This is a genomic window from Thermomonospora umbrina (assembly GCF_003386555.1).
Classification (GTDB): domain Bacteria; phylum Actinomycetota; class Actinomycetes; order Streptosporangiales; family Streptosporangiaceae; genus Thermomonospora; species Thermomonospora umbrina.
In genome coordinates this window covers 5,737,097-5,761,058 of the sequence record NZ_QTTT01000001.1, presented here as the reverse complement: position 1 = coordinate 5,761,058, position 23,962 = coordinate 5,737,097, and the positions used below count along the sequence as shown (strand labels likewise).

Here is a 23,962-nt window from a genome sequence, read left to right as displayed (position 1 = left end):
CCGGGGTCAGGTGAGGCAGGACGGGCCCAGCAGTTGCTTGAGGTCGCCCATCAGCGCGGGCGAGGGTGCCACCCGGAGCTTGTCGTCGAGGCGGACCACCGTGACGCGCGGGCCGTTCTGCAGGTGGAGGTGGACCTCGTTCGACCCGGGGTGGGTGATGAGGACCTCCTTGAGCCGTTCCACGATCGGCGGGGTGCAGCGCCCGATCGGCAGGGTGACCGCCAGCGGCGCGCCCGACTCGGCGACCGTGAGGTCCGGCTGGATCACCTCCATGGCGATGATCTTGGCGACGTCCTCGCGCTTGTCGATCCGCCCCCGGACCACCAGGATCGCGTCCTCGGCCAGCAGGGTGGAGCACAACTGGTACGACGACGGGAAGCACATCACCTCGATGGAGCCGCCCAGGTCCTCCAGGGCGAACATGGCCCACGAGTTGCCCTGCTTGGTGACCTTGCGCTGCAGGCCCGACACCAGCCCCGCCACCGTGACGACCTGCCCGTCGGGGCGGTCGCCGTCGGCGGTGAGGTTGGCGATCGACACGTCCGCCTCCTTGGCGAGGATGTGCTCCACGCCCAGCAGCGGATGGTCGGAGACGTACAGGCCCAGCATCTCCCGCTCGAACGCCAGCAGGGTGGTCTTGTCCCACTCCTCGCCCTCGGGAATGGCCACCGAGAACGCCGCCGACTCCTCGCCCTCGTCGAACGCGCCGAACAGCGAGTCCTGCCCGATCGCCTCTTTGCGCTTGATGTCGATGACCGAGTCGATGGCCTGCTCGTGGACCATCAGCAGGGCCTTGCGCTCGTGCTTCAGGCTGTCGAACGCGCCCGCCTTGATCAGCGACTCCACGACCCGCTTGTTGCACACGGCGGGCGGCACCTTGTTGAGGAAATCATTGAAATCGCTGAAATCGCCCTTGTCGCGGCGGGCCGCGATGACGCCGTCCACCACGTTGTCGCCGACGTTGCGGATGGCCGACAGGCCGAAGCGGACCTCGGTGTCGCCCTTGGGCGTGAAGTCGGCGTCGGACTCGTTGACGTCCGGCGGCAGCACGGTGATCCGCATCCGGCGGCACTCGTTCAGATAGAGGGCGCTCTTGTCCTTGTCGTCCTTGACCGAGGTGAGCAGCGCGGCCATGTACTCGGCCGGGAAATTGGCCTTCAGATAGGCGGTCCAGTACGACACCAGCCCGTACCCGGCGGTGTGCGCCTTGTTGAAGGCGTAGTCGGAGAACGGCAGCAGGATGTCCCACAGCGCCTTGATGGCCTCGGCCGAGTAGCCGTTGTCCTGCATGCCCTTCTCGAAGAACTCGAACTGCTTGTCCAGCTCGGACTTCTTCTTCTTGCCCATCGCGCGGCGCAGCAGGTCGGCGCCGCCGAGGGTGTACCCGGCCACCTTCTGCGCGATGGCCATGACCTGCTCCTGATAGACGATCAGGCCGTGGGTGGTGCTGAGGATCTCGGCGAGCGGCTCCTCCAGCTCCGGATGGATCGGGGTGATCTCCTGCTGGCCGTTCTTGCGGAGCGCGTAGTTGGTGTGCGAGTTCGCGCCCATCGGGCCGGGCCGGTACAGCGCCAGCACGGCGGAGATGTCCTCGAAGTTGTCGGGCTTCATCAGCCGCAGCAGCGCCCGCATGGGCCCGCCGTCGAGCTGGAACACGCCCAGGGTGTCGCCGCGCGCCAGCAGTTGGTAGGTCTTCTCGTCGTCCAGCTCCAACCGAAGCAGGTCGATCTCGATGCCCTTGTTGGCCTTGATGGCCTTCAGGGCGTCGTCCATGATCGTCAGGTTGCGCAGGCCCAGGAAGTCCATCTTGAGCAGGCCCAGCGTCTCGCAGGTCGGATAGTCGAACTGCGTGATGATGGCCCCGTCGCTGTCCCGGCGCATGATCGGGATGTGGTCGGTGATCGGCTCCGCCGACATGATCACGCCGGCGGCGTGCACGCCGGTCTGCCGGATCAGCCCCTCCAGGCCCTGCGCCAGGTCCAGCACCTGCTTGACGTCGACCTCCTCCTCGTACAGCTTGCGGAGCTCGCCCGCCTCGCCGTACCGGGGGTGCTTGTCGTCGAAGATGCCCGACAGCGGGATCTCCTTGCCCATCACCGCCGGCGGGAACGCCTTGGAGATCCGGTCGCCCAGCGCGTACGGGAAGCCCAGGACGCGGCCGGCGTCCTTCACGGCGGCCTTCGCCTTGATGGTGCCGAACGTGGCGATCATGGCGACCTTGTCGGCGCCCCACCGCTCGGTCACGTACCGGATCACGTCGCCGCGCCGACGCTCGTCGAAGTCGATGTCGACGTCGGGCATGGACACGCGCTCGGGGTTGAGGAACCGCTCGAAGATCAGCCCGAACGGGATCGGGTCCAGGTCGGTGATGCCCAGCGCGTACGCGGCCAGCGACCCGGCGGCCGAGCCACGGCCCGGGCCGACCGCGATCCCGTTCTTCTTGGCCCACATGATGAAGTCGGCGACCACCAGGAAGTAGCCGGGGAACCCCATCTGCAGGATGATGTCGATCTCGTACTCGACCTGCCTGCGGTGCTCCTCGTCGTACCCCTCGGGGAACCGCCAGTCCATGCCCCGCATGACCTCCTTGCGGAACCAGGAGTCCTCGGTCTCCCCCTCGGGCACCGGGAAGCGGGGCATCAGGTTGTGCTGCTCGAAGAACCCGGACGGGTCGACCCGCTCGGCGACCAGCAGGGTGTTGCGGCAGCCCTCGACCCAGGCGTCGGAGGTGTCGATCCCCCGCATCTCCTCGGCGGTCTTGATGTAGTAGCCGGACCCGTCGAACCGGAACCGGTCGGGGTCGGCGAGCTGCTTGCCGACCTGCACGCACAGCAACGCGTCGTGGGCGGCGGACTCGGACTCGTGCGTGTAGTGGGAGTCGTTCGTCACCACCGGGGGGATGCCGAGCCGCTTGCCGATCTCCAGCAGCCCGTCGCGGACCCGGCGCTCGATCTCCAGCCCGTGGTCCATCAGCTCCAGGAAGTAGTTCTCCTTGCCGAAGATGTCCTGGAACGTCGCGGCGGCCTTGAGCGCGTCGTCGAACTGCCCCAGCCGCAGCCGCGTCTGCACCTTCCCGGACGGGCACCCGGTGGTGGCCATCACGCCCTCGGAGTGCTCGGCGAGCAACTCCTCGTCCATCCGGGCGTACTTGAACACGAACCCCTCGAGGTAGGCCCGGCTCGACAGCTTGAACAGGTTGTGCAGCCCCGTCTTGTTGCGGGCCCACAGCGTCTTGTGGTTGATCAGCCCGCCGCCGGAGACGTCGTCGCGCTTCTGGCTGGGCTCACCCCACTGGACCTTCTTCTTGTGGAACCGCGACTCGGGGGCGGCGTACGCCTCGATCCCGATGATCGGCGTCACGCCGACGTCCTTGGCGTGCCTCCAGAAGTCGTACGCGCCGTGCATGTTGCCGTGGTCGGTCATCGCGATGGCGGGCATCTTCTGCCGCTCGACCTCGGCGAACATCTGCTTCAGGCGGGCGGCCCCGTCGAGCATGGAGTACTCGGTGTGTACGTGGAGATGTACGAACGAGTCGCTCATGCCCGCTGCGCCTCCTAGTGCATGCGACCGCGCACGTGCCGCAGGACACGTGTCGCGAGGTACCGGACCGGGGGAAGGACCGCCGCCCCGGGACCCCGGGACGACGCGGTCCCAAGAGCCTAACGCGCCCCACGAGCCCCCGCCGCCCGACACACCGCATGCCCGGTTCGCCCCGCTCCCTCCTTACTCTCCGCGCCTGCGCCACCGCTCTCGGCTAGGATTGAACGCAATGAGTCTCATGTGAGATTCAATGAGTCTCATGTCGATGACCGGCGGAGAAGCCGAGGGTGGTGACGGTGAAACGTGATCCCGGGTATGCGCCACGGCACATCACGGCGGACGAGTTCCTCGAACTGGAGCCGGACGCGCTGGGCGACGTCGAGATCGTCGACGGCTTCGTGATCGAGTGCATGGCGCAGTCGGAGATCCACGGCCTCGTCAACCGCCGACTGGCGGCGGCTCTGGAGGCGGGCCGCGACCCCAACGGCCCGTGCCTGCGGGTGAGCGACGACGTGGCCGTCCGGCTGCGAGACTCCGAGACCGGAGAGTTGAACGTCCGCTAACCCGACCTCTTCGTGCGCGACTGCGAGCCCTATGATGTCAACACGGTTCGCGACCACATCCTCCTCGTCGTGGAAGTGACCTCGCCGGCCACGATCGATGACGATCTGGGCTTGAAGCACGTGCAGTACGCCAGGGCGGGCATCCCCGTGTATCTCCTGGTCCGGTTCGACAAGGACTGGGAGCGCATCGAGCAAATCAGTGAGTACCGGCTGGACTGGTCAAGGCTCCGGTACGAACCGCGCGAGGTCCACCGTGAGCGACTGCGACTGGATTCACCGGTCGCAGTGGACGTGGGATTCGCCGAGCTGACCAGGTTCTAGGGGCCCAGGCCGACCCGGATCGTGTTCAGTCTCGGTGGCGCTCGCCCACCAGCGCGTGGAGGAGGCCGGGGAACGCCTCGTCGATCTCCTCGCGGCGCAGGGCGTTCATCCTGGACGTGCCGACGTAGTGCTGGCGGATGAGGCCGGCCTCGCGGAGCACGGTGAAGTGGTGCGTGGCGGTGGACTTGCCGACCGGCAGGTCGATCGCGCCGCAGGCGAGGTCGCGGCGGGCGGCGTACAACTCGGCGACGATCCGGCGGCGGACCGGGTCGACCAAGGCTTCGAGCACCTGCTGAAGGCTGATCGCCCGGACGTCCGGATGGGGCGGGACGCGGTCCCGCGGAGTGCGCTGCGTCGTCGTCATGGGCCGTCCACCTCCACGTCGTCATGGTACGACACTCATCAAAGTTTGACAGTCATCGTACTTTGGACTGGGATGGGGACGCGGCGCGGTGCCGCCGAACGGGAAGGACGTGGCGTGATGGCCAGAACGGTGCGTTTCCACGAGCTCGGAGGTCCTGACGTACTGCGGGTGGAGGACGTCGACGCCGGCGACCCCGGCCCCGGGGAAGTGCTGATCCGGGTGGACGCGATCGGCGTCAACCGCGCCGAGGCGCTCTTTCGCAGCGGTAACTACATCGAGCCGGTCAAGGAGTTCCCCGCCCGGCTCGGCACCGAGGCGGCCGGGGTGGTCGAGGCCATCGGTCCGGGCGTGACGGGGTTCGAGCCCGGTCGGCCCGTCAGCGTGGTGCCCGGGTTCTCGATGAACGACCACGGCGTTTACACCGAGCGTGCGGTCGTCCCCGCGTCCGCGGTGCTGCACCGTCCCGACGGGCTCGACGCGATCGGGGGCGCCGCCGTGTGGATGCCCTACCTCACCGCCTACGGGGGCCTGGTGGACGTCGCCGGGCTGCGGCCCGGCGACACCGTCGTGCTGACCGCCGCCTCCAGCGGCGTGGGCCTGGCCGCGATCCGACTCGCGAACCACGTCGGCGCGACGCCCATCGCCACCACGCGAACGAGGGCCAAGAAGGACGCGCTGCTCAAGACTGGGGCCGCCGAGGTGATCGTCACCGATGAGGAGGACGTCGCGGACCGCGTGCTCGGCCTCACCGAGGGCCGAGGCGCCGAGGTCGTCTTCGACGCCATCGCCGGCCCCGGCGTGACGGACCTCGCCAAGGTGGTCGCCCCTGAGGGCACGCTCCTGCTGTACGGGGCATTGAGCGACGAGCCGACCCCGTATCCGGGTTTCGATCTCGGGATGCCGGCACTGAACATGCGCACCTACACCGTGACCCGCGAGACGACCGCCCACCCGGAACGCCTACTCCGCGCCGCCGCGTTCATCTCCTCGGGCCTGCGCACCGGCGCCTTCGAGCCGGTCGTGGACCGGGTCTTCGATCTGGACGAGGTCGTCGACGCACACCGCCACATGGAATCGGGCAACCAGGTGGGCAAGATCGTCCTCACGGTCGGCCACTGATCGCGGCAGGCATGGACCGCCCGTGAAACGCGTGGGCCCCTGCCCCACCGCCCAGAGGCGGCGGGGCAGGGGCTCCGATATCGCGATCAGGGTGTGGCGTTGACCGGACCGGGCGTGGTGCGATTGGTGTAGGTGCCGTCGGCGAGTTGGCCGGCGGCGTTGGAACCCCAGGTGAAAATGGTCCCGTCGGCACGGTTCGCGACGCTGAACCAGCCGCCGGAGGCGATGCCCGTGGCCCCGGACAGACCCGTCACGGGCACGGGGGTGGTCGACTCCCCGCCGGTGGTGCCGTTGCCGAGTTGACCGTTCGCGTTATGACCCCAGGCCGCACCGGTACCGTCCGACTTGACCGCGAGCGAATACCAGTAGCCGGCTCCGACACCCGAGACGCCGGTCAAACCGGTGACCTGGACCGGGGTGGTGCGTCCGGTGGTGGTGCCATCTCCGAGTTGACCGTTCGCGTTGCCGCCCCACGTCCAGACGGTGCCGTCCGTCTTGACGGCGACGAAGTGGTCGATGCCCACGGCGATCGCTCCCGGCCTGGTGACCACTCCGGTCAGCCCGGTGACGGTGACGGGGGTGGAGCTTCCGGCCGTCGCTCCGTTGCCGAGCGGGCCGGCGCCCCAGGCTCGTACCGTGCCGTCCGACCGGACCGCCATCACACGCTGCCCACGAGCGGCCAAGGAGACCACCCCGGTCAGTCCGGTCGCCTGGACGGGCGTGGTGCGACCGGTCGTCGTCCCATCACCCAACTGGCCGCTCCCGTTTCCGCCCCATCCCCAGACGGTCCCGTCAGACTTCAAGGCCAACGAGAAGTCGCCTCCCGCCGCAACGGCGACCACTCCGGTCAGCCCCGCCACCTGGACGGGCGTGGTGCGACCGGTCGTCGTCCCGTCACCCAACTGACCGGCGGAATTCTGCCCCCACGCCCAGACCGTCCCGTCGGCCTTCACCGCCACGGAGTGGGCATCACCTCCGGCGACCGAGCCCGGTGTGCGCAGCACACCCGTCAGACCTTCGACGTTCACGGGGGCGTTGCGCCACGTGGTCGTGCCGTCGCCTAGTTGGCCATCGCTGTTACGGCCGGCCGCCCATACCGTGCCGTCGTTCTTGACACCCAGCGTATGGACGGTTCCGGCGGCGACTCCCCCGTGCAGGAAGGCGATCGCAGCGCGCAGGTTCGGCAGGGGGCCGATGTGGTGGGTGTCACCGGCGGGTTGGGGCGTGCCGGTCCGCTGGAGAATGGTGCGCACGGTCTCGACCGGCAGGACGTGGCCGGACTGCTTGGCCGCTCCCTGGAGCGCCGCGACCGCACCGGCCACGATGGGAGTGGCGCTGGAAGTGCCATTGAACGTTCCGGTGTACATCTTGTTCGGGTCGGTCTCGGACGGGGTCAGGCCCTTGGCGTTGGGCAGTCCGGTGGTCGCCACGCACATGCCGTAACCTTGCACATTGACGCGTGAGCCGTGGGTGGAACCCCACCACGTCACGGGTTTCGCGATCGCCGTGCGAGCGGCCGGACGGCCGGCGCCGAGACAGTTGGAGCCGTTGACGCTGGGCGGTTCACCCGCTCCGACGATGATCGCGCCCGAATCAGGACGATCCATGAGCGTTTTGGCGAGGGAGTCGTTGGGATCGTCCAGGTCGTTATCACCGTTGCCGGCCGCTTGTACGACGGTGACACCGTTGGCCGTGGCCGTGACGATCAGGTCGTAGTCGAAGCTGTTCAGCTCCCACGGGTAGTGCTTGCCGGAACTGCTCCAACCGATCGAGAGGGACATCACATCGCCGGGGCTTGAGTTCTGCACCGCCTCGACCAAGTCGTCGTCCAAACCGACCTGCATTTCGGCATTGGGCGCGATGCCCGCCAGTCCGGCCTGATTGTCATCGCGTGAGCCGATGATTCCGGCGACCTGTGTCCCATGAGAGGCCGCCCGCCCATGATGGCACGGAACATTGATCATCTCGCTCAGATAGCGCAGCCGCCCCCCTGGCGCGGGGCGGTTGCCCAGGTCTTCATGGCACGCGTTGAAACGGTTGTACCAGAAGACCATGCGCGCCAGTTTCAGGCGATTGATGTAGTCTCCCTGACCCAATTGCCCGGTGGAGTTGAGTCCTATCACTCCGAGGACGGTATAGGTATGCCGACCGCCTGCGACCGTGGTCCTTGCACTACTCTCTCCTGCGGACCAGGTCATACTGACCGGTGCCACGCGAGGTGTCGTGGTTCCATCGCCGAGTTGGCCGTCGGCGTTGGCGCCCCACGCCCTGCCCACGAGGTTGCCATAGATGTCGGTCACCTCGGCCACGCTGTGATTGTCACCCGCCGTGACCCAGAATCCCCCGGTCAGACCGGGCACGGTGACGGGTGTGGTCCTGGTGGTCGTGGTGCCGTCGCCCACCTGCCCGCTGGAATTACGGCCCCACGCCTTGATCGTGCCATCGGTGAGGCGGGCCAGGCCGTGGGCGAGTCCGTTGCTGACATGACTGACATTGGTGAGGCCGGGCACGGTCGTCGCGGTCACACTGCCGGTGCCACCGTTTCCGAGTCGGCCTTCCAGCCCCGACCCCCAAGCCTTGACGGTACCATCGGTCAGCACCGCCATCGACTGCAGTTCTCCACCGGAGATGGCACCGAAATGGGTTGCCACACCGGTCAGACCGGTCACCGTGACCGGTGTGGTTCGATTGGTCGTGGTGCCGTCACCGAGCTGGCCGCTGGAGTTGCGGCCCCATGCCCTGACCGTGCCATCGGCCAGGACGGCAAGGGCGTGACCACCCTCCCCCGCGGCGATCTGGACGGCGTTGGTGATGCCGGGGACCTGGACGGGGCTCGGCCGCATCACGGTGTTCCCGATGCCGAGTTGGCCATGGGTATTGTCTCCCCAGGTCCACACCGACCCGTCGGACTTCAAGGCCATCGAGAAATTACCGGCGGCGGCCACCGTGGTGACTCCCGACAGCCCCGGTATCGGAGTCAGCAGCTTGGTTCCGGTGGTGGTGCCGATTCCCAGCTCGCCGTGGAGATTGCGACCGGTGGCCCAGACCTTACGGCCGTCTTCGGCGGTGGTCACGCGCAGAGTGTGTCCAGCGCCCGCCGCGACCAGGCCCGGCCCTCCGTCGATGGGAACATGCGCATCGGCCTCGAAAAGAGGAATGGTCTCGATGACGCTGACGGTGATGCCATCGCCCTTGCCGCCTGGAATGGCGTTGATATAATCGGCGTCGATGCCACCGCCCGCCGGGGAGTCGGCCGCGTTGCGGTAGCGCTGGTGCTCGCGCAACGGCTCATCTCCCGGATTGCGGAGCGCCGAACGTCGCACGGGGGCCGTGGTGTTCACCGGGATGGGCACGGCCTGGGCGATCTCGACCGCAGGAAGCTTGTTCAGGCCGGCGAGAAGTCCCTCGACGCCGCCTGGAGCGTCAATGACATACCAAGAGGTGAGGTCCGGCAACTTGCGGCCGGCGCGCTTCTCCAATTTGAGGCGCTTTTCGATGAGCTCGTTCTCGGAACGGGTGGTGACCCTGCTCATCCGGGCGGTCGGATGGCTTTTCAGAACGTTCTGAATGGCGGTGACGTCGGCGCCGGACTCAGCGGACAGTTTCGCGCCCGAAAGCCGCACTTTGCGGTCGCTCCGGAACTTGACGTGCATCCGAGTCTTGGAGAAGCCCTGCGGCAGGGGGCCACGAGTTCCGGGAACCTTTCCCTTGTGCCTCCCATGGTCGAACACCGGTCCGGGTTCGGCCCGAGCCGTGGTGGGATTCGCGGCCACGGGGGCGATCACGGTGGCCGAGGTGAGGAGCACGGCCGCAAGGCCGCGCCAGGAACGTCTTGATGGAGGTCGCACGCCGTCTCCTGTCCAGCGATGAGCGCGCACATTGATCATGAGCGCGCCTTGAACGTACGTGCGGCGGTGATCGGCACCTAGTCATCCGTGGATGAACATTTCTCCCAGAAGATGCGATCTCCCAACCGTCCGCAGAGACCACCACAAAAAATCACGTCGGCAACCCCCTTAAAGGACGGTCGAAATCGGCGACGGCGGGTCGTGGAGTTCCTCGTGGCGGCGGACGAGGTGTTCGGTGACGGCGGCGATCTCGGTGAACGGGCGGTCGGAGTGCGCGGCGGTGGCGTGGTCGCGAATGTGGAAACGGCCGGGCCGGCACCACAGGTCCAGGTCGCGACGAACGGACAGGACGGCCAGGTTCACCGACGCCGCCATGAAGGTGCGGGTGATGCCGCGTTCGGCCAGGGGGTCTTCACGGCGTGGGCCAGGAGGTGCGGCCCGCCGTTCGCGTGCGGGACGTCGGGCAGGCCGGCGGCGGCCCCGGGCACAGGAACCACACGAACTTGCCGGGCAGGTGGGAGCCCAGGCGTCCCCTGGAGAGGTGCGCGCCCCAGCGGCCTTCGGAGTACGCGTCGAGGATCGCCAGGCCCCGACCGTCCTCCGCCGGTGCGGCGGGGGCATCGAGGAGGGCATGGAGGGGCGAACGGGGATCGGTCGGTCCGGAACGGGGTCGAAGACCCCGCACACGACCCGGCGGCCGGTGCGGTAGGCCCACAGCTCGTAGGGGCCTCTCCCCCCGGCGTGCGTCACGGCGTTGGTGGCCAGCTCACTGATCATCGTCTGGGCGTCCTCGACGGCCCCCGTGGCGACCCCGGCCCGTGCCAGCAGGCCGCCGAGCAGCACGCGGGCCACACCCGCGCAGGACGAGTCCGCCGGCAGCAGTCGACCCACCACGGCCCCCATCCGAGCTCCTCCACCGCTGGGCGCATCACGTTCTCCCTCGTCATCGAGCCTGTGGGAACGCAGAGTCAACAGGTCGACACGCCCGGCGGCGTGGCTCGGGCCGAACAATTTCTCCGCGGCGTCCACGAACGTCCGACCAGGGCGACCGTGGAAAACCCACGGTGTTCGGAGACTTTCCACGGACCCTCACGGATGCGATCTCCCCGAACACAGGGCGTAATAAAGGGGTCAGGGCAGCGCAAAGGAGGCAGGATGAGTCCCCTTCCGTCCACCAAGCAGGAACGTGACACCCTTCGCCGGGAGATGCTCGACGCGGGCCGCAGCCGCCGGGCGATCGCCAGGGAGATGATGCGCCGGTGGGGCTTCCGGCCCCGCGCCGCGTGGCGGTACGCGAACGGCCTGTCCCAGGAGACCGCCGCCGGGCTCTTCAACGCGCGGTACGACACGGACGGACGGGCGCCCATGACGGGCACCCGCATCAGCGCGTTCGAGCGCTGGCCGCACAGCGGTGAGCGCCCTCGCCTGGAGGTTCTGCGCGGCCTCGCCGTCATCTACGAGACCGACCTGACCCATCTCGTCGACGACCTCGACCTGAAGCACCTGCCCGAGTCGCACCGCCTCACCATGCTGGAACTCATCCAGGCCCGGGAGGCCAGGGACAAGGAGGTTCCGGACGAGGAACCCACGACGTACGCTCAAAACAGTGCCCCCGGTGACGGGCTTCCCGCAGCCGAGCGCGAGGTGGTGACCTTGGTGGCCCATGAGAGCAGCGAGCACGCCGAGCGGGCCGAACGCCGCGACATCGGCGAAGCGACCCTCGAACAGTTCCGCGCCGACGTGAGCCGCCTGGCGTACGAGTACCTCACCGGCGAGCCCTTCGCACTCCTCATGGAGATGCGCCGTGTCCGGGCACGCATCTACTCCGCGCTCGAAAAGCGCCTGTGGCCACGCGACCAGACCGAGCTGTACTTCTTGCTGGCCGCCCTCAACGGTTTGATGGCCAATGCCTCGCAGGACCTCGGTGTCACGCCCGCCTCCGACGAGTTGTTCCGCGCGGGCTGGGCGTACGCGATAGCGATCGACCACCGCCCTCTCATGGGCTACCTGCGTGGCGCAACCGCCAACGCCGCGTACTGGCAGGGGCGGCCGAGGCACGCACGCGACCTCGCGGCAAGCGCGCTGGAGTACCACTCCGACGGTCACGGCGCAGCTCGCCTTCACCTGGTACACGGCCGGGCAGCCGCAGCCCTCGGCGACGCCGCCACCGCCAGGCGCTCGATCGCAGCCGCACGCGATGCCGCCGAGCGTCCCAACCACGACGACATTCACGACGGCCTCGGCGGAGAGTACGGATGCGCAGCGTCCAAGCGCGCCTACCTGGCCGGGAGCACTCTCGCCGACCTACGTGGCGAAGAGCCCGCCGCAATCGACGCGCTGCTCGAGGCCACGGCCCTCTTCGCCGCCGAACCGGAGTCGGAGCGCAGCTACGGCTGCGAGGCCATAGCCCACATCAACCTGGCCCAGACCCAGCTCCGCAGCGGCGACCTCGAAGCCGTCGACCTCAGCTTGGTTTTCGGCCTGCCTCACAGCCGACGCATCGACGCTTTGGAAAAGGCGTTCAGCGGCGTACGCCGAGAACTGGCCACCCCCCGCTACCACGGCAACCCGCTTGCCGCCGAGCTGGACGAACGTATCGAGACGTTCATCCGCGACACCATCACCCACGATCTCCGAGAACTCCCCTGACCGCACACACCACACGACGGTCTCCAACCCACATACCAACCCTCCGGACAACGCACCCGGCCACGTCCACCGCGAGCCGCCACACCCCACCGTCAACACGAACCCGCCGGCCGACCTGAACGAGCGCCTCGAGTCGTTCACCCCCGCACACACCACACGGCGGTCCTCCACCAGCAACCCACCGAACGCCTCAACGCCTGTGCAGGGCACTGGACGGCGTCCGCCGTGAGCCGGCCACACCGCGACTCGAACGAGCACATCAACCCGTTCACCCGACACCGCCACCCACGCTCGCCGAACACTCCCCGCACCGCCACGCGGTCGCCAGGACAGTCCATGCCCGGCGGCCATGGGCCTCTCCCCGGTACCTGCAACGCCGCCGCCGGAGGCTCCGGCGGCGGCGTTGTGGCGACCCAGCGCGGTGATGAGGACGGTGGCCCGTACACGATCCGTTCCGAACGACCGCCGCAGCGTCGGCGGGCGCGGGGTTCCGTCCCGGCTCACCCTCTGAGGGTGGATGCGCCCGAAGTCGCCACCGGCCGCCGCGCGTCCGTTCGTCGGAACGGCGGACGGGGATGGGGACGGGCGAGCCACGCTCCCGGGATCAGTCCGCCTCCACGGCGGAGGCGGCGGTGCGGCGGCGGGAGTGGAGGGCCGCCATCACGGCGAGCGCCAGCAGGAGCACCGCGCAGTGGGCGAGGGTCGTACGGCGGTCGAGCGGGTTCAGCACCCCATCGGTGAAGAGGACCCACGGGATCCCCAGGGCGATGGCCGCCGCAGGCAGGTGGGGGCGGCGGACGACCAGTGCGAAGAGCAGCGCGAGGACCAGGACGATCCCGACGCCCATTCCGATGGGGCCGAGGGTCATTTGGGCGCGGTAGGAGAGCGGGCTCGTCATGTACGGGTTCATCCGGTCGTAGTTCCACACCACGACGAGGGACGCGAACGCGAACAGGATCGCCGTCGAGATGAGCAGGGGTCTCCCCCTCAACGGCGGCGGGCGCAGCGGGTCGGTCGGGGCGGCGAGGGCGATGCAACCGAGGATCGTGATCGCTCCCAGGGCGTGGAGCGGCGGCCGGTCGATGCCGGTCATGGCCGCCACCGGGACCATGGCTGCGGCCGTGACGACGGCGCAGGCGGTCAGCGAACGGGCGGCCCGGTGGTATCCCAGGCCGGCGGCGACCAGAACCAGGCACCAGAAGACGTAGACCAATGGGCCCAGCGTCTCGAAGGGGCCGAAGTGACGGACGAAGGGGTTCACCGCGTCCGGGTGGTAGCGCCACCTCCATTCGGCGTACAGCAGATACATCACCGACAGGGCGATGGCCGAAGCCGCCGCCGCCGGTGCCGCGAGGGACGCGACCGCACCGGCGGTCGAAGTGGACGTGAGGCGTGTGCGTTGACGCAACGCGTAGGCCACGGTGTCGAACAACTCCCTGGCGGCCCCCGCCCGTCCCCTGGTCTCCAGAACGTCGGCCAGGGTGGTGGCGACCTCGTCGCGGTGGTGCGCCGGGTACAGCCGCAGGACGAATCGGGTCATGCGGGAGCCGGTCACGCCGTCACCTCCCGCAGGCGCAGGCGGCGATCGGCCTCCCGGACGGTGGCGCGCAGCCGGGCCGTCTCCTCGGAGAGGGCGGCGGCGCCGTCCTCGGTCAGCGTGTAGTAGCGGCGGTGTCGGCCGTCCACGACCTCCTCGCCGGTCACCCGCACCCAGCCCTGCTGCTGGAGCCTGGCCAGCGCCGCGTACAACGTGCCGGTCCGCAGCCGGACCCGGCCGGCGGAGATGGCCGCCACCTCGGTGATCAGTGCGTACCCGTGTCGCGGCTCGTCCGCCAGCGCGGTGAGCAACAGCCGCGTGGGCTCCTGCATCGATGTCGTCGCCATGGCGAGCACCATACGTTGATCGACACCATATGTCGATGATGAACCTATGGGCGTTCGGGAGCCGCCGCCTCGGTCCACGCCCGTCGCAGGATCTCGTCCACCGTCTCGTCCGGCGTCTGGTCGGAGGTGTCGAGCCAGAGCCCGAGTCGGGGCGTCTCGGTGCGCAGCGCCCTGTCGAGACGGTCGATCGTCCAGCGGCCGTAGGCGTCCTTGCCGCGTGCGGCCTCCCGGGCGGCGATGGCCTCGGGGCGCGGGGCGAGCACGACGACGAGCAGGGGCCGTTCCCGGATCATGCGCACCATGTCGGCGAGGTGGTCGCCCAGGACGACGTCCTGGGCGACGACGGTGAAGCCCGCTCGGAAGTACTCGTCGCAGACGGCCGCCGTCAGGCGGTGACGCAGGCGCAGTTGGCGGACGGCCTCGGGGGACGGGTCGAGCGTCATGTCCTCGCGGCCGCCGACCACCATCCGCCGGAACAGGTCGCCGCGCACATGCACCGACCGAGGCAGCCGCTCCGCAAGCATCTGCGCGACCGTCGACTTCCCCGCCGCCTGAATCCCGGTGATGAGCACGACCGCCTGCGGCAACGACCCCTTCACGTGCGTTCCCCCACTCCCAGCGCCTCCCATCGAAACGCGTCCCGCGCCCGGACGCGGCCATAGGGATCTTCCCGCGCTTCGCCTTCACACCACGACGACGGCCGGCCGTACCCGAACCGGCCCGGGGAGGTTCGCGACACGCCGGTGCACACGGGTCGTACACACGCTCCGTGTGTATTAACGTTGTGGTCATGGCGACTGAGCGGATCAACGTGTCACTCCCCGAGACCCAGCTTCGGATGCTCGATGCGCACGTCAAGCGCGTCGGCGTCTCGCGGTCGCTGTTCATCGGGGAGTCCGTGCGCAAGGCGCTGCTGCACGACGCCCTCACTCAGCTCGGCGGCTCGGGTGCGCTCGGTGACGAGGATTGGCTGCACACGATCGAGGCCGACCGCGACCCGGACTTCTGGGGCGCCGCCGCGGGTGCCGCGTGAAGCGCGGCCAGGTGTGGCGACTGCAGACCGTTAACCGAGAGCGCACCGGCATCGTCGTCCTGGACGACGTGTTCATCCCCCATCTGCGCGGCATCCAGGTGGTGCCGATCAAGGACCCGGGCGAGGTCCCCGAGACCGTGCTCAGCGTCCGCATCGACACCCCCGTGGCCGGGATCGCCGCGGTCTACGACGTCGGCCCGTTCTCCCCCAAGCGCTTCGTCGAGCACATCGGCGACGTCGAGCCGTCGGTGCTCGACCACATGGAGATCGCCCTCCGGCTCCTCTTCGGCATCCGCGACTGACGTCCGGGTCCCGCGTTCGCACCGCAACGGCCGGACGGCCCCCACCGTCCGACCGTTCGGCGTTCCCAGCCTGGTCACCGCGGTGGTTGACCGACTCGTGACATTGCCCGCTCTTGCCGATGCGGTGACCGTCCCCGTACGTTCACTGGCACGCGAGTGAACACCTTGTTCAGTCGGAGAGGGCGGAGCGTTCAGTGGCCTCAAACGAAGCGGACGTCGCCCGGCTGGGCGCGCGGATCCGTGAGTTCCGGGCGATGCGGGGCATGCCACTGCGTGAGCTGGCCGAACGCGCCGGGGCCAGCCCGAGCTTCGTCAGCCAACTGGAACGCGGACGGGCCGGCGCGAGCATCGGGATGCTGCGCCGGATCGCCGGGGCCCTCGGGCTCACGGTGGCCGACCTGTTCGCCGAGGACGACGGCCCGGCGCACCGGGTGGTCTCCCGGGAGCACCGGCCGGAGCTGCCCACCGGTCCGGGGGCCCGCAAGTACCTGGTGTCGCAACGGCCGCTGCGCAACGTGGAGGTGTACGTCGGCGAGTTCGACCCGGGCGCGTCCACCGGCGACGAGCCGTACACCCACGGGGACTCGCAGGAGATCTTCATGGTGCTCGGCGGCCGGGTGACGCTCCGGCTGGGCGAGCGCGTCCACGAGCTGGCCGACGGCGACAGCATCGAGTACCGCACCTCGGTCCCGCACCGGGTGCACAACACGACCGACGAGCCGGCGGAGGTCATGTGGATCATCTCGCCGCCCACGCCCGACTAGCCCGAACGCGGAGATGGTGCTGAGATGACGGGTCACGACTTCCCTCGGACACGCTCGTTCGCCAACGGCGGCGTCTCGTTCTGGTACCGCCAGGCCGGGCCGCCCGAGCGGCGTCCGCCGCTGCCGGGCCCCCGCGCGTACGACGTGTGCGTCGTCGGGGGCGGCTACACGGGCCTCTGGACGGCCTACTACCTGAAGAAGGCCCGCCCCGAGATGCGGGTCGCGGTCCTGGAACGGGAGTTCGCCGGGTTCGGCGCGTCGGGGCGCAACGGCGGCTGGCTGTCGGCGGAGATCGCCGGCTCCAAGGAGCGGTACGCCGCGTCGCTCGGCCGCCCGGCGGTGGTGGACTTCCAGCGGGCGATGATGGCCGCGATCGACGAGGTCATCGGCGTCTGCGACGAGGAGGGCATCGACGCCGGGATCGTCAAGGGCGGCATCCTCCAGGTGGCGACCAACCCGGCGCAGCGCCGCCGCCTCCGCGCCGCCGTCGAGGACGAGCGGCGCTGGGGCTGGGCCGAGGAGGACCTGCGCCTGCTCTCCCGCGACGAGCGACAGGAGAGGCTGCGCGTGTCGGGAATGCTGGAGGCCGCCCACACCCCGCACTGCGCCCGCATCCAACCCGCCCGCCTCGCGCTGGGCCTGGCCGCCGCCGTGGAACGACTCGGCGTCGACGTCTTCGAGTCCACCACCGTGACCGAGATCCGCCCCCGCGGCGCGGGCGCGCCCGCCACGGCGGTCACCGACCGGGGCGACGTCACGGCCGAGTACGTGATCCAGGCGACGGAGGGCTTCACCGCCGGCCTCTCCGGCCGACGCCGTCAGTGGCTGCCGATGAACAGCTCCATGATCGTCACCGAGCCGCTGGACGCCGACCTCTGGCGGCACCTGGGCTGGGACACCGCGAACTGCTCGGCGACACCGCGCACGCCTACATCTACGCCCAGCGGACCTCCGACGACCGGATCGCCATCGGCGGCCGGGGCGTCCCGTACCGCTTCGGCTCCCGCTGGGACGACCGCGGCGCCACCCGCCTCCGGACCGCGGCGGCCCTCCAACGGATGATCGGCCGCCTGTTCCCGGTCGCCGCCGACGCCCGCGTCGACCACGCCTGGTGCGGAGTCCTCGGGGTGCCCCGCGACTGGTGCTCGGTCGTCGACGTGGACCGTTCCTCCGGCCTGGGAATGGCGGGCGGCTACGTCGGCAGCGGCGTCACCACCACCAACCTGGCCGGCCGCACCCTCCGCGACCTGATCCTCGGCGAGACCACCGACCTGACCCGCCTCCCCTGGGTGGGCCGCCGCGTCCGCCCCTGGGAGCCCGAACCCCTCCGCTGGCTCGGCGTCCGACTCATCTACTCCCTCTACCGCACGGCCGACCGCCGAGAGAACGACCGCCTGACCACCACCTCCGGGTACGCCCGACTCGCCGACCTGATCTCCGGCCGATGAGGGGAACGCCCGACGCAGGGCCAACCCGCGCCCGCGCCGAAGACGGGCCCGTACCCGCGCGGCAGACGGAGCCTCCCCCACAGGGAGAGGACCGCGCCCACAGGGCGAAACCGTCCCCAGATGTCGGGACCGTGTCCAGAGGGCGGGGCCCGTCCCCAGAGGGCGAGACCGTGGCCGGAGGGCGGGTCGGGGTGCGGGTGGCGGGGCATGAGGCGACCAGGGCCAGAGGGAGCGTGACCATGACCGGGTGGACGATGAGCGGGGCGGAGCGGTGAGCGCCGTGCCGGATCTGGTGTTCTTGAACGGGCGGGTGTTCACCTCCGACCCCGCGCGCCCGTACGCGCAGGCGGTCGCGGTGCGCGGGGGGCGGATCGCGGCGGTCGGCTCCGAGGCGGAGGTGGCGCGGACGCGGGGCCCGCGGACCGAGATCGTCGACCTGGCGGGCGGGTTGGTGCTGCCCGGCTTCGTCGACGCGCACGTCCACCCGATCAAGGGCGGCATGGAACGGTCCCGGTGCAACCTCGCGGAGCTGTCCGGGCTCGACGCGTACCTGGAGCGGATCGGGGCGTACGCCGCCGCCCACCCGGACCGGGCCTGGGTGGAGGGCGGCGGTTGGTCGCTGTCGGCGTTCCCCGGCGGGTTGCCGCGACGGGAGGCGCTCGACCGGGTCTGTCCCGACCGGCCCGCGTACCTGATCAACAGCGACCACCACGGGGCCTGGGTCAACTCCCGGGGGCTGGAACTGGCCGGGATCGACGCGTCCACGCCCGACCCCGTCGACGGCCGCATCGAACGCGACGCCGACGGCCGCCCCACGGGGATGCTGCACGAGGGCGCGATGGACCTGGTCGGGCGGGTGCTGCCGCGCGCCGATCCCGCCGAGTACGCCGCCGGGCTCGCGGACGCCCAGCGGTATCTGTTCTCCTACGGGATCACCGGCTGGCAGGACGCGATCGTCGGACCCTACGCCGGGTACGACGATCCGTTGCCCACCTACCTGGACGCCGCCCGTTCCGGAGCCCTCAAGGCGCGGGTGACCGGGGCGCTGTGGTGGGACCGGGCGCGGGGCGCCGAGCAGATCGAGGAGCTGGAGGCCCGCCGCGCCCGGGCCGAGGGGCTCGGGCGCTTCCGCGCAGGCTCGGTGAAGATCATGCAGGACGGCATCGCGGAGAACTTCACCGCCGGGATGCTCGACCCCTACCTGGACGCCTCCGGGTGTCCCTGTGAGGAACGCGGCCTGTCCTACGTCGACCCCGCCGAGCTGCGCGGGCACGTCGCCGAGTTGGACCGGCGGGGTTTCCAGGTCCACTTCCACGCGATCGGCGACCGCGCGGTCCGGGAGGCCCTGGACTCTCTCGCCGCCGCCCGTTCCGCCAACGGCCCGGGCGACCTGCGGCACCACATCGCGCACCTGCAGGTCGTCCACCCCGACGACGTGCCGCGCTTCGCCGAGCTGGGCGTCGCCGCCAACCTGCAGGCGCTGTGGGCGACCCACCACCACCAGATGGACGAGCTGACCACGCCGTTCCTGGGCCCCGAGCGCGACGCCCGCCAGTATCCGTTCGGCGACCTGCTGCGCACCGGGGCCCGCGTGTGCATGGGCAGCGACTGGCCGGTGACCACCCCGAACCCGATGGCGGCGATCCATGTGGCGGCCCACCGCACCGAGCCGACGCACGAGGCCCGCGCCGCCTGGCCCGCCGCGTCCACGCCGTTCCAACCCCACCAGCGCATCGCCCTGGCCGAGGCCCTGCACGCCTACACGGCGGGTTCCGCCTGGATCAACCACGCCGAGACCGAGGCCGGCACCCTGACCCCCGGACTGCGCGCCGACCTCGCCGTGCTGGACCGCGACCCGTTCGCCCTGGACCCGATGGACATCGGGACCACCGAGGTCCGCATGACGTTCGTGGACGGAGAGGCGGTCTACGAACGCGCCTGACCCCGGGGGCCTCCGGGTCAGTGCCGCTCGCCGGCCGGTCTCAGGACGGTGCGCAGGGTGGTGGCGGCCGGGTCGGGGAGGTCGGTCTCGACCAGCCAGGCGTTGGGGAAGCGGGCCAGCTCGCGGGCCAGCGTGTCCGTGGCGACGTGGGTGAGCTGGACGGCCAGGGCGGCGGTGCCGGGAGGGAGGTCTCCGCACAGGGCCCTGGCCTTGCCGCGCTTGATCCCGGTGTCGAGGAGGCGGCCGAGCAGGGCGCCGCCCAGGGCGGCCAGGAGGCCCCCGGCCAGGGAGCCGGCGGGGCCGCCGAGGAGGTAGCCGATGAGCAGGCCCCACAGGGCTCCGCCGAGGGCGCCGCGACCGGGGGTGACGTCCTGGGTCTGACGGACCTTGGGGCGGCCGGCCGCGTCGCGCTCCAGGATGACGGCGTCGTGCATCCTGAGCCGCGCGTGCCGCTGCATCCGCACGGCGGCGGCCAGGAACCCGGCGGCCTCATCGGGCCGGTCGAACCCGATGACCATCAGGCTCGGCGCGGACTGGGTGGTCACGACGCCTCCCGAACTCTCTCTGTGCCCGCCCCGTGGTCGAGCTGTGACGTCTCGTTAGATGAGACCTTCGTTCCGTAAGTTGGCAGGGGCCCCGTCGTTTCCTTAGGCTGGGGCCGTGGATCGACGCCATTTCGGATTTACCCCGCCGGCTCCGGACGAGCCGGTCGGCGCGTATTGAGCGACGATCCCCGGAGCCGGCTGAGCAGAGTCCCCGCGCGGGGCCTCTGCTCTTTTTCTTTGGCCGGTACCCGCGCGGGCCGCCGGTCATCGCTGAGAGGGACGGACGGATGGGGAGGGCGGACTCGGTGATCGACGCAGGGGAGCTCAGGGGCCGGCTGCCGGCCGCCCACGAGATCGCCTCGCTGGAGGCGGCGCGGGCGGCGATCGACGAGGTGGACGCCGCGCTGGCCGTGCTGCTGGAGCGGCGGGCCGAGCTGGCCGAGGTGGTGCAGCGGCTCAAGCCGGTGGGCGGGTTCGCGGGTCGCGATCCGCACCGGGAGCGGCAGATCGTCGACGCGATGTCGCGGCACGCGCCGGGCCTCGGGCCCGAGCGGCTGGCCCGGATCATGAACGCGGTGATCGAGGCGGGCCTGGAGTCCGCCGAGCAGGCGACCCCCCGGGACGACCGTTGACCGAACAGGCGGAGGGCGCGCCCCCCGATCCCCCGGCGTCGGTGCGTCCGGCCGTTCGGGACGGGCTGGGCGTCGGGATCTCGGTGGGCTTCTCCGGCCTGGCGTTCGGCGCGGCGGCGGTGACGGCGGGGCTCTCGGTGGCCCAGGCGTGCGTGCTGAGCCTGCTGGCGTTCACCGGCGCGTCCCAGTTCGCGCTGGCCGGGGTGATCGGCGGGGGCGGCGGACTGGTGGCCGGAACGCTCGGCGCGGTGCTGCTCGGGGGCCGCAACGCCCTGTACGGGATGCGGCTGGCCGATCTCCTGCGCGTACGGGGCTGGCGGCGGCTGGCCACGGCCCATGGGGTGATCGACGAGACCACGGCGGTGGCGACGGCCCAACCCGACGAGCGGTCGGCGCGCGCCGGCTTCTACACGACGGCGGTGAGCCTGTACGCGGCGTGGAACCTGAGCACGCTGGCCGGGGCGGCGGGCTCCTCCCGGATCGGCGATCCGGAGGCGGTGGGGCTGGACGTCCTGGGGCCGGCCGTGTTCCTGGCGCTGCTGTGGCCCCGGCTCACGGCCGGGCGGGCCGAGGCCCGGGTCGCGGCGGGAGCGGCCGTGATCGCGATCGTCGCGACCCCCCTGCTGCCGCCCGGCGTGCCGGTGATGGTGGCGTCCGTGGCGGCGCTGGTCGCACTGCGCTCCCCGTCCCCCGGTGGGGCCTCCCGTGAGGAGTCGGGATCGTGAACACCTGGATCGCGGTGATCGCCACCGGTGTCGGCTGTTACGCGTTGAAGCTCGGCGGGCTGGTGACGCCCCGGCGCGTGCTGGCGGACCCGAGGGTCCGGCGGTTCACCGAGCTGGTGCCGGTGGCCCTGCTGACCGCGCTCGTGGCGGTGCAGACGTTCGCCGACGGCCGGTCGCTGGAGCTGGACGGGCCCCGGGTGGCCGGGCTGGGCGCCGCCGTGGCCGCGCTGCTGCTGCGGGCCCCCTTCCTCGTGGTCCTGGTGGTCGCCGCCGGGACCGCCGCGCTGCTGCGCCTGGTCCTCTGACCTGCGATTCGACCGCGCTGGCGGGTTTTGTCCTGGATGTTCGCGGTAGGGGCCCTCCCAGGGGAAGAAGGGGGTGTGTCGAATGATCACCGAGAAGCAGATTCCCAACGTGCTGGACCATCCGCTCTACGACGTCAACGGCAGCAAGGTCGGCGACGTCAAGAACATCTTTCTGGACGACGCCACCGGGCTGCCCGAATGGCTGTGCGTCAAGACGGGGCTGTTCGGGAACCGCGAGACCTTCGTGCCGACCGGCAACGCCGAGCTGATCTCCGACCATGTCGAGGTCACCTTCGACAAGGAGGTCATCAAGCAGGCGCCGCACGTGGACGTGGACCCCCAGGGCCACCTGTCGGCCGAGGAGGAGGAACAGCTCTACAACTACTACGGCATCGAGTGGGATCCCGGCCGCCGCCACGGCACCGCCCAGAGCGGCCAGGGCCGGAGCGGCAGGGCGGACGCCGCCGCGAGCTCGCAACAGACCGGCACGCAGGGACGCGCCGCCGCCGCGCCACAGGCCACCGTGACCGGCCGGCAGGCGCGCACCGACACCGCCGGCGGACGGGAGCGCCGACCCGACGCGGGCGGCCGGGCCGAGGGCGCCCGCCCCACCGACGACGCGATGACCCGTTCCGAGGAACGGCTGCGGGTGGGCAAGGAGACCCGCGAGAGCGGCCGGGCGCGGCTGCACAAGTACGTCGTCACCGAGCAGCAGCAGACCACCGTCCCGGTCAGTCACGAGGAGGTCCGGCTCGAACGCGAGCCGATCACCGACCAGAACCGCGATGCCGCCACCAGCGGTCCGTCCATCTCCGAGGCCGACCACGAGATCGTCCTGCACGAGGAGCGCGCGGTCGTCTCCAAGGAGACCGTGCCGATCGAACGGGTCCGGGCCACCAAGGAGACCGTCACCGAACAGCAGACCGTCAGCGACGAGGTCCGCAAGGAGCGGATCGAGCTGGAGGGCGACACCGGCAGGCCCGGCGGGCCCGAGAAGGGCGGCCCCGCGGACCGGGGCGGCCGGCACCGCCGTCAGGGCTGAGCGTCAGGACTCGCCCGCCACCTGTTCCAGGGCCCGATCGAGGTCGTCGGGGTAGGGGGCCTCGAACTCCACCCAGTCGCCCAGCGTCGGATGCTCGAAACCGAGCCGTACCGCGTGCAGCCACTGCCGCCGCACGCCCAGCCGGGCGGCCAGCGTGGGGTCGGCCCCGTACAGCAGGTCCCCCACGCAGGGATGCCGGATCGCCGACATGTGCACCCGGATCTGATGGGTGCGCCCGGTCTCCAGGTCGATCTCCAGGAGACTGGCGGCCCGGAACGCCTCGAGGGTGTCGTAGTGCGTCACCGAGGGCCGGCCCCCGGCCACCACGGCGAACCTGCCGTTCCCGGAGGGGTGCCGGTCGATCGGGGCGTCCACCGTGCCCCGGAACGGGTCCGGGTGGCCCTGGACCAGGGCGTGGTACCGCTTGTCGACCCGCCGCTCCTTGAACGCGCGCTTGAGGCGCGAATAGGCGGTCTCGCTCTTGGCGACGACCATCGCGCCCGTGGTGTTGGCGTCCAGCCGGTGCACGATGCCCTGGCGTTCGGCGGCGCCGCTGGTGGCGACGGTGTGCCCGGCGCCCAGCAGCCCGCCGACCACGGTGGGGCCCGTCCATCCCGTGGTGGGATGGGCGGCCACCCCGATCGGCTTGTTCACCACGATCACGTCGTCGTCCTCGTACAGGATCGACATGCCCGGCACCGGCTCGGCGACCGGGCGCGGCGCGGACGGCGGGGGCGGCAGCGTCACCTCCAGCCAGCCGCCGCCGTGCAGCCGGTCGGACTTGGCGACCGCCCGGCCGTCCAGCAGCACGTCGCCGGCCGCGATGATCTCGGCGGCCCGGCTGCGGGACAGCCCGAACAGCCGGGACAGCGCGGCGTCCGCCCGCTCGCCCTCGAGGCCGTCGGGGACCGGCAGGGCGCGTACGTCCGCCATCGG

21 protein-coding genes and 1 pseudogene are annotated in these 23,962 nt (G+C 70.6%); 13 read left to right on the top strand and 9 right to left on the bottom strand.

From position 1 onward, the window contains the following. Positions 1-6 precede the first annotated feature (6 nt). Entirely contained in the window at positions 7-3,540 is a 3,534-nt protein-coding gene (dnaE, locus tag DFJ69_RS25800; protein WP_116024983.1) for a DNA polymerase III subunit alpha, read from the bottom strand. A 296-nt stretch (positions 3,541-3,836) separates the two neighbouring features. Between dnaE and DFJ69_RS36365 the strand changes: the two genes are divergently transcribed. Together DFJ69_RS36365 and DFJ69_RS36360 are read left to right on the top strand one after the other, a co-directional pair. Continuing rightward, entirely contained in the window at positions 3,837-4,103 is a 267-nt protein-coding gene (locus tag DFJ69_RS36365) for a Uma2 family endonuclease (RefSeq protein ID WP_211328749.1), read from the top strand. Positions 4,104-4,115: 12 nt separating this feature from the next. Next, on the top strand, positions 4,116-4,424 hold the full coding sequence (locus tag DFJ69_RS36360; RefSeq protein ID WP_211328742.1) for a Uma2 family endonuclease: 309 nt from the start codon (positions 4,116-4,118) through the stop codon (positions 4,422-4,424). Between the two features lie 25 nt (positions 4,425-4,449). On the opposite strand, the gene DFJ69_RS25790 is transcribed toward DFJ69_RS36360, so the two are convergent. Next, positions 4,450-4,788 (bottom strand): ArsR/SmtB family transcription factor, encoded by a 339-nt coding sequence (locus DFJ69_RS25790; protein ID WP_116024982.1) that lies wholly within the window; start codon positions 4,786-4,788, stop codon positions 4,450-4,452. A 117-nt stretch (positions 4,789-4,905) separates the two neighbouring features. Between DFJ69_RS25790 and DFJ69_RS25785 the strand changes: the two genes are divergently transcribed. Further along, on the top strand, positions 4,906-5,907 hold the full coding sequence (locus tag DFJ69_RS25785; RefSeq protein ID WP_116024981.1) for a zinc-dependent alcohol dehydrogenase family protein: 1,002 nt from the start codon (positions 4,906-4,908) through the stop codon (positions 5,905-5,907). An 86-nt stretch (positions 5,908-5,993) separates the two neighbouring features. Here DFJ69_RS25785 and DFJ69_RS25780 read toward each other — a convergent pair whose 3' ends face one another. Both DFJ69_RS25780 and DFJ69_RS33865 read right to left on the bottom strand, forming a co-directional pair. Beyond that, positions 5,994-9,794, bottom strand: coding sequence for an RCC1 domain-containing protein (locus DFJ69_RS25780; protein ID WP_116024980.1), 3,801 nt, complete (start codon positions 9,792-9,794; stop codon positions 5,994-5,996). 129 nt (positions 9,795-9,923) lie between these two features. Continuing rightward, positions 9,924-10,658, bottom strand: a complete 735-nt coding sequence (locus DFJ69_RS33865) for an ATP-binding protein (protein WP_147312413.1) — start codon at positions 10,656-10,658, stop codon at positions 9,924-9,926. 303 nt (positions 10,659-10,961) lie between these two features. On the opposite strand from DFJ69_RS33865, the gene DFJ69_RS25770 reads away from it, so the two are divergent. Continuing rightward, a complete protein-coding gene (locus DFJ69_RS25770) occupies positions 10,962-12,404 on the top strand; it encodes an NsdA family TPR-like regulatory protein (protein WP_147312412.1) in 1,443 nt (480 codons plus the stop codon). A 604-nt stretch (positions 12,405-13,008) separates the two neighbouring features. Here the strand turns inward: DFJ69_RS25770 and DFJ69_RS25765 are convergent. The 3 genes from DFJ69_RS25765 to DFJ69_RS25755 are packed head-to-tail and all read right to left on the bottom strand — an operon-like array spanning position 13,009 to position 14,887. Further along, positions 13,009-13,959, bottom strand: a complete 951-nt coding sequence (locus DFJ69_RS25765) for a hypothetical protein (RefSeq protein ID WP_116024977.1) — start codon at positions 13,957-13,959, stop codon at positions 13,009-13,011. Further along, positions 13,956-14,288 (bottom strand): PadR family transcriptional regulator, encoded by a 333-nt coding sequence (locus tag DFJ69_RS25760; RefSeq protein ID WP_245974575.1) that lies wholly within the window; start codon positions 14,286-14,288, stop codon positions 13,956-13,958. Before DFJ69_RS25760 ends, DFJ69_RS25765 begins: the two co-directional genes overlap by 4 nt. Positions 14,289-14,332: 44 nt before the next feature. Next, positions 14,333-14,887, bottom strand: a complete 555-nt coding sequence (locus DFJ69_RS25755; RefSeq protein ID WP_245974574.1) for an AAA family ATPase — start codon at positions 14,885-14,887, stop codon at positions 14,333-14,335. A gap of 191 nt (positions 14,888-15,078) precedes the next feature. Between DFJ69_RS25755 and DFJ69_RS25750 the strand changes: the two genes are divergently transcribed. The 5 genes and pseudogenes from DFJ69_RS25750 (at position 15,079) to DFJ69_RS25730 (ending at position 19,777) form a co-directional block, all read left to right on the top strand. Further along, on the top strand, positions 15,079-15,321 hold the full coding sequence (locus DFJ69_RS25750) for a ribbon-helix-helix domain-containing protein (RefSeq protein ID WP_116024975.1): 243 nt from the start codon (positions 15,079-15,081) through the stop codon (positions 15,319-15,321). Then, complete coding sequence (locus tag DFJ69_RS25745; RefSeq protein ID WP_147312410.1) at positions 15,318-15,623, top strand: hypothetical protein; 306 nt, start codon at positions 15,318-15,320, stop codon at positions 15,621-15,623. Before DFJ69_RS25750 ends, DFJ69_RS25745 begins: the two co-directional genes overlap by 4 nt. A 194-nt stretch (positions 15,624-15,817) precedes the next feature. Next, a complete protein-coding gene (locus DFJ69_RS25740; protein WP_211328740.1) occupies positions 15,818-16,387 on the top strand; it encodes a helix-turn-helix domain-containing protein in 570 nt (189 codons plus the stop codon). A 24-nt stretch (positions 16,388-16,411) separates the two neighbouring features. Then, positions 16,412-17,835 (top strand): annotated as a pseudogene (locus tag DFJ69_RS25735) (NAD(P)/FAD-dependent oxidoreductase). 247 nt (positions 17,836-18,082) lie between these two features. Next, the gene (locus DFJ69_RS25730) at positions 18,083-19,777 is read left to right on the top strand and encodes an amidohydrolase (RefSeq protein ID WP_245974573.1); all 1,695 of its coding nucleotides are present in this window, start codon (positions 18,083-18,085) and stop codon (positions 19,775-19,777) included. A gap of 17 nt (positions 19,778-19,794) precedes the next feature. Here DFJ69_RS25730 and DFJ69_RS25725 read toward each other — a convergent pair whose 3' ends face one another. After that, entirely contained in the window at positions 19,795-20,322 is a 528-nt protein-coding gene (locus tag DFJ69_RS25725; RefSeq protein WP_116024972.1) for a DUF1269 domain-containing protein, read from the bottom strand. A gap of 287 nt (positions 20,323-20,609) precedes the next feature. On the opposite strand from DFJ69_RS25725, the gene DFJ69_RS25720 reads away from it, so the two are divergent. The 4 genes from DFJ69_RS25720 to DFJ69_RS25705 all read left to right on the top strand — a co-directional run bounded on the left by DFJ69_RS25720 (position 20,610) and on the right by DFJ69_RS25705 (position 23,026). Further along, complete coding sequence (locus tag DFJ69_RS25720; protein ID WP_116024971.1) at positions 20,610-20,954, top strand: chorismate mutase; 345 nt, start codon at positions 20,610-20,612, stop codon at positions 20,952-20,954. Further along, positions 20,951-21,679, top strand: coding sequence for an AzlC family ABC transporter permease (locus tag DFJ69_RS25715; protein ID WP_245974572.1), 729 nt, complete (start codon positions 20,951-20,953; stop codon positions 21,677-21,679). Before DFJ69_RS25720 ends, DFJ69_RS25715 begins: the two co-directional genes overlap by 4 nt. Next, a complete protein-coding gene (locus DFJ69_RS25710; protein WP_116024970.1) occupies positions 21,676-21,984 on the top strand; it encodes an AzlD domain-containing protein in 309 nt (102 codons plus the stop codon). Before DFJ69_RS25715 ends, DFJ69_RS25710 begins: the two co-directional genes overlap by 4 nt. Positions 21,985-22,066: 82 nt before the next feature. Further along, entirely contained in the window at positions 22,067-23,026 is a 960-nt protein-coding gene (locus DFJ69_RS25705; protein WP_116024969.1) for a DUF2382 domain-containing protein, read from the top strand. A 3-nt stretch (positions 23,027-23,029) separates the two neighbouring features. Here the strand turns inward: DFJ69_RS25705 and DFJ69_RS25700 are convergent, their stop codons facing one another. Beyond that, positions 23,030-23,959 carry an RluA family pseudouridine synthase gene (locus DFJ69_RS25700; protein ID WP_116024968.1) on the bottom strand — a complete coding sequence of 310 codons (930 nt, stop codon included), beginning with the start codon at positions 23,957-23,959 and terminating at the stop codon, positions 23,030-23,032. Between the last annotated feature and the right edge of the window lie 3 nt (positions 23,960-23,962).

Bases quoted from the DNA above. Each gene is read 5' to 3' on its own strand.
- dnaE (WP_116024983.1), bottom strand. From the start codon at position 3,540: ATGAGCGACTCGTTCGTACATCTCCACGTACACACCGAGTACTCCATG.
- DFJ69_RS25770 (WP_147312412.1), top strand. From the start codon at position 10,962: ATGCTCGACGCGGGCCGCAGCCGCCGGGCGATCGCCAGGGAGATGATG.
- DFJ69_RS25785 (WP_116024981.1), top strand. From the start codon at position 4,906: ATGGCCAGAACGGTGCGTTTCCACGAGCTCGGAGGTCCTGACGTACTG.
- DFJ69_RS25700 (WP_116024968.1), bottom strand. From the start codon at position 23,959: ATGGCGGACGTACGCGCCCTGCCGGTCCCCGACGGCCTCGAGGGCGAG.
- DFJ69_RS25705 (WP_116024969.1), top strand. From the start codon at position 22,067: ATGATCACCGAGAAGCAGATTCCCAACGTGCTGGACCATCCGCTCTAC.
- DFJ69_RS33865 (WP_147312413.1), bottom strand. From the start codon at position 10,658: ATGGGGGCCGTGGTGGGTCGACTGCTGCCGGCGGACTCGTCCTGCGCG.
- DFJ69_RS25790 (WP_116024982.1), bottom strand. From the start codon at position 4,788: ATGACGACGACGCAGCGCACTCCGCGGGACCGCGTCCCGCCCCATCCG.
- DFJ69_RS25760 (WP_245974575.1), bottom strand. From the start codon at position 14,288: ATGGCGACGACATCGATGCAGGAGCCCACGCGGCTGTTGCTCACCGCG.
- DFJ69_RS25720 (WP_116024971.1), top strand. From the start codon at position 20,610: ATGGGGAGGGCGGACTCGGTGATCGACGCAGGGGAGCTCAGGGGCCGG.
- DFJ69_RS25780 (WP_116024980.1), bottom strand. From the start codon at position 9,794: ATGATCAATGTGCGCGCTCATCGCTGGACAGGAGACGGCGTGCGACCT.
- DFJ69_RS25750 (WP_116024975.1), top strand. From the start codon at position 15,079: ATGGCGACTGAGCGGATCAACGTGTCACTCCCCGAGACCCAGCTTCGG.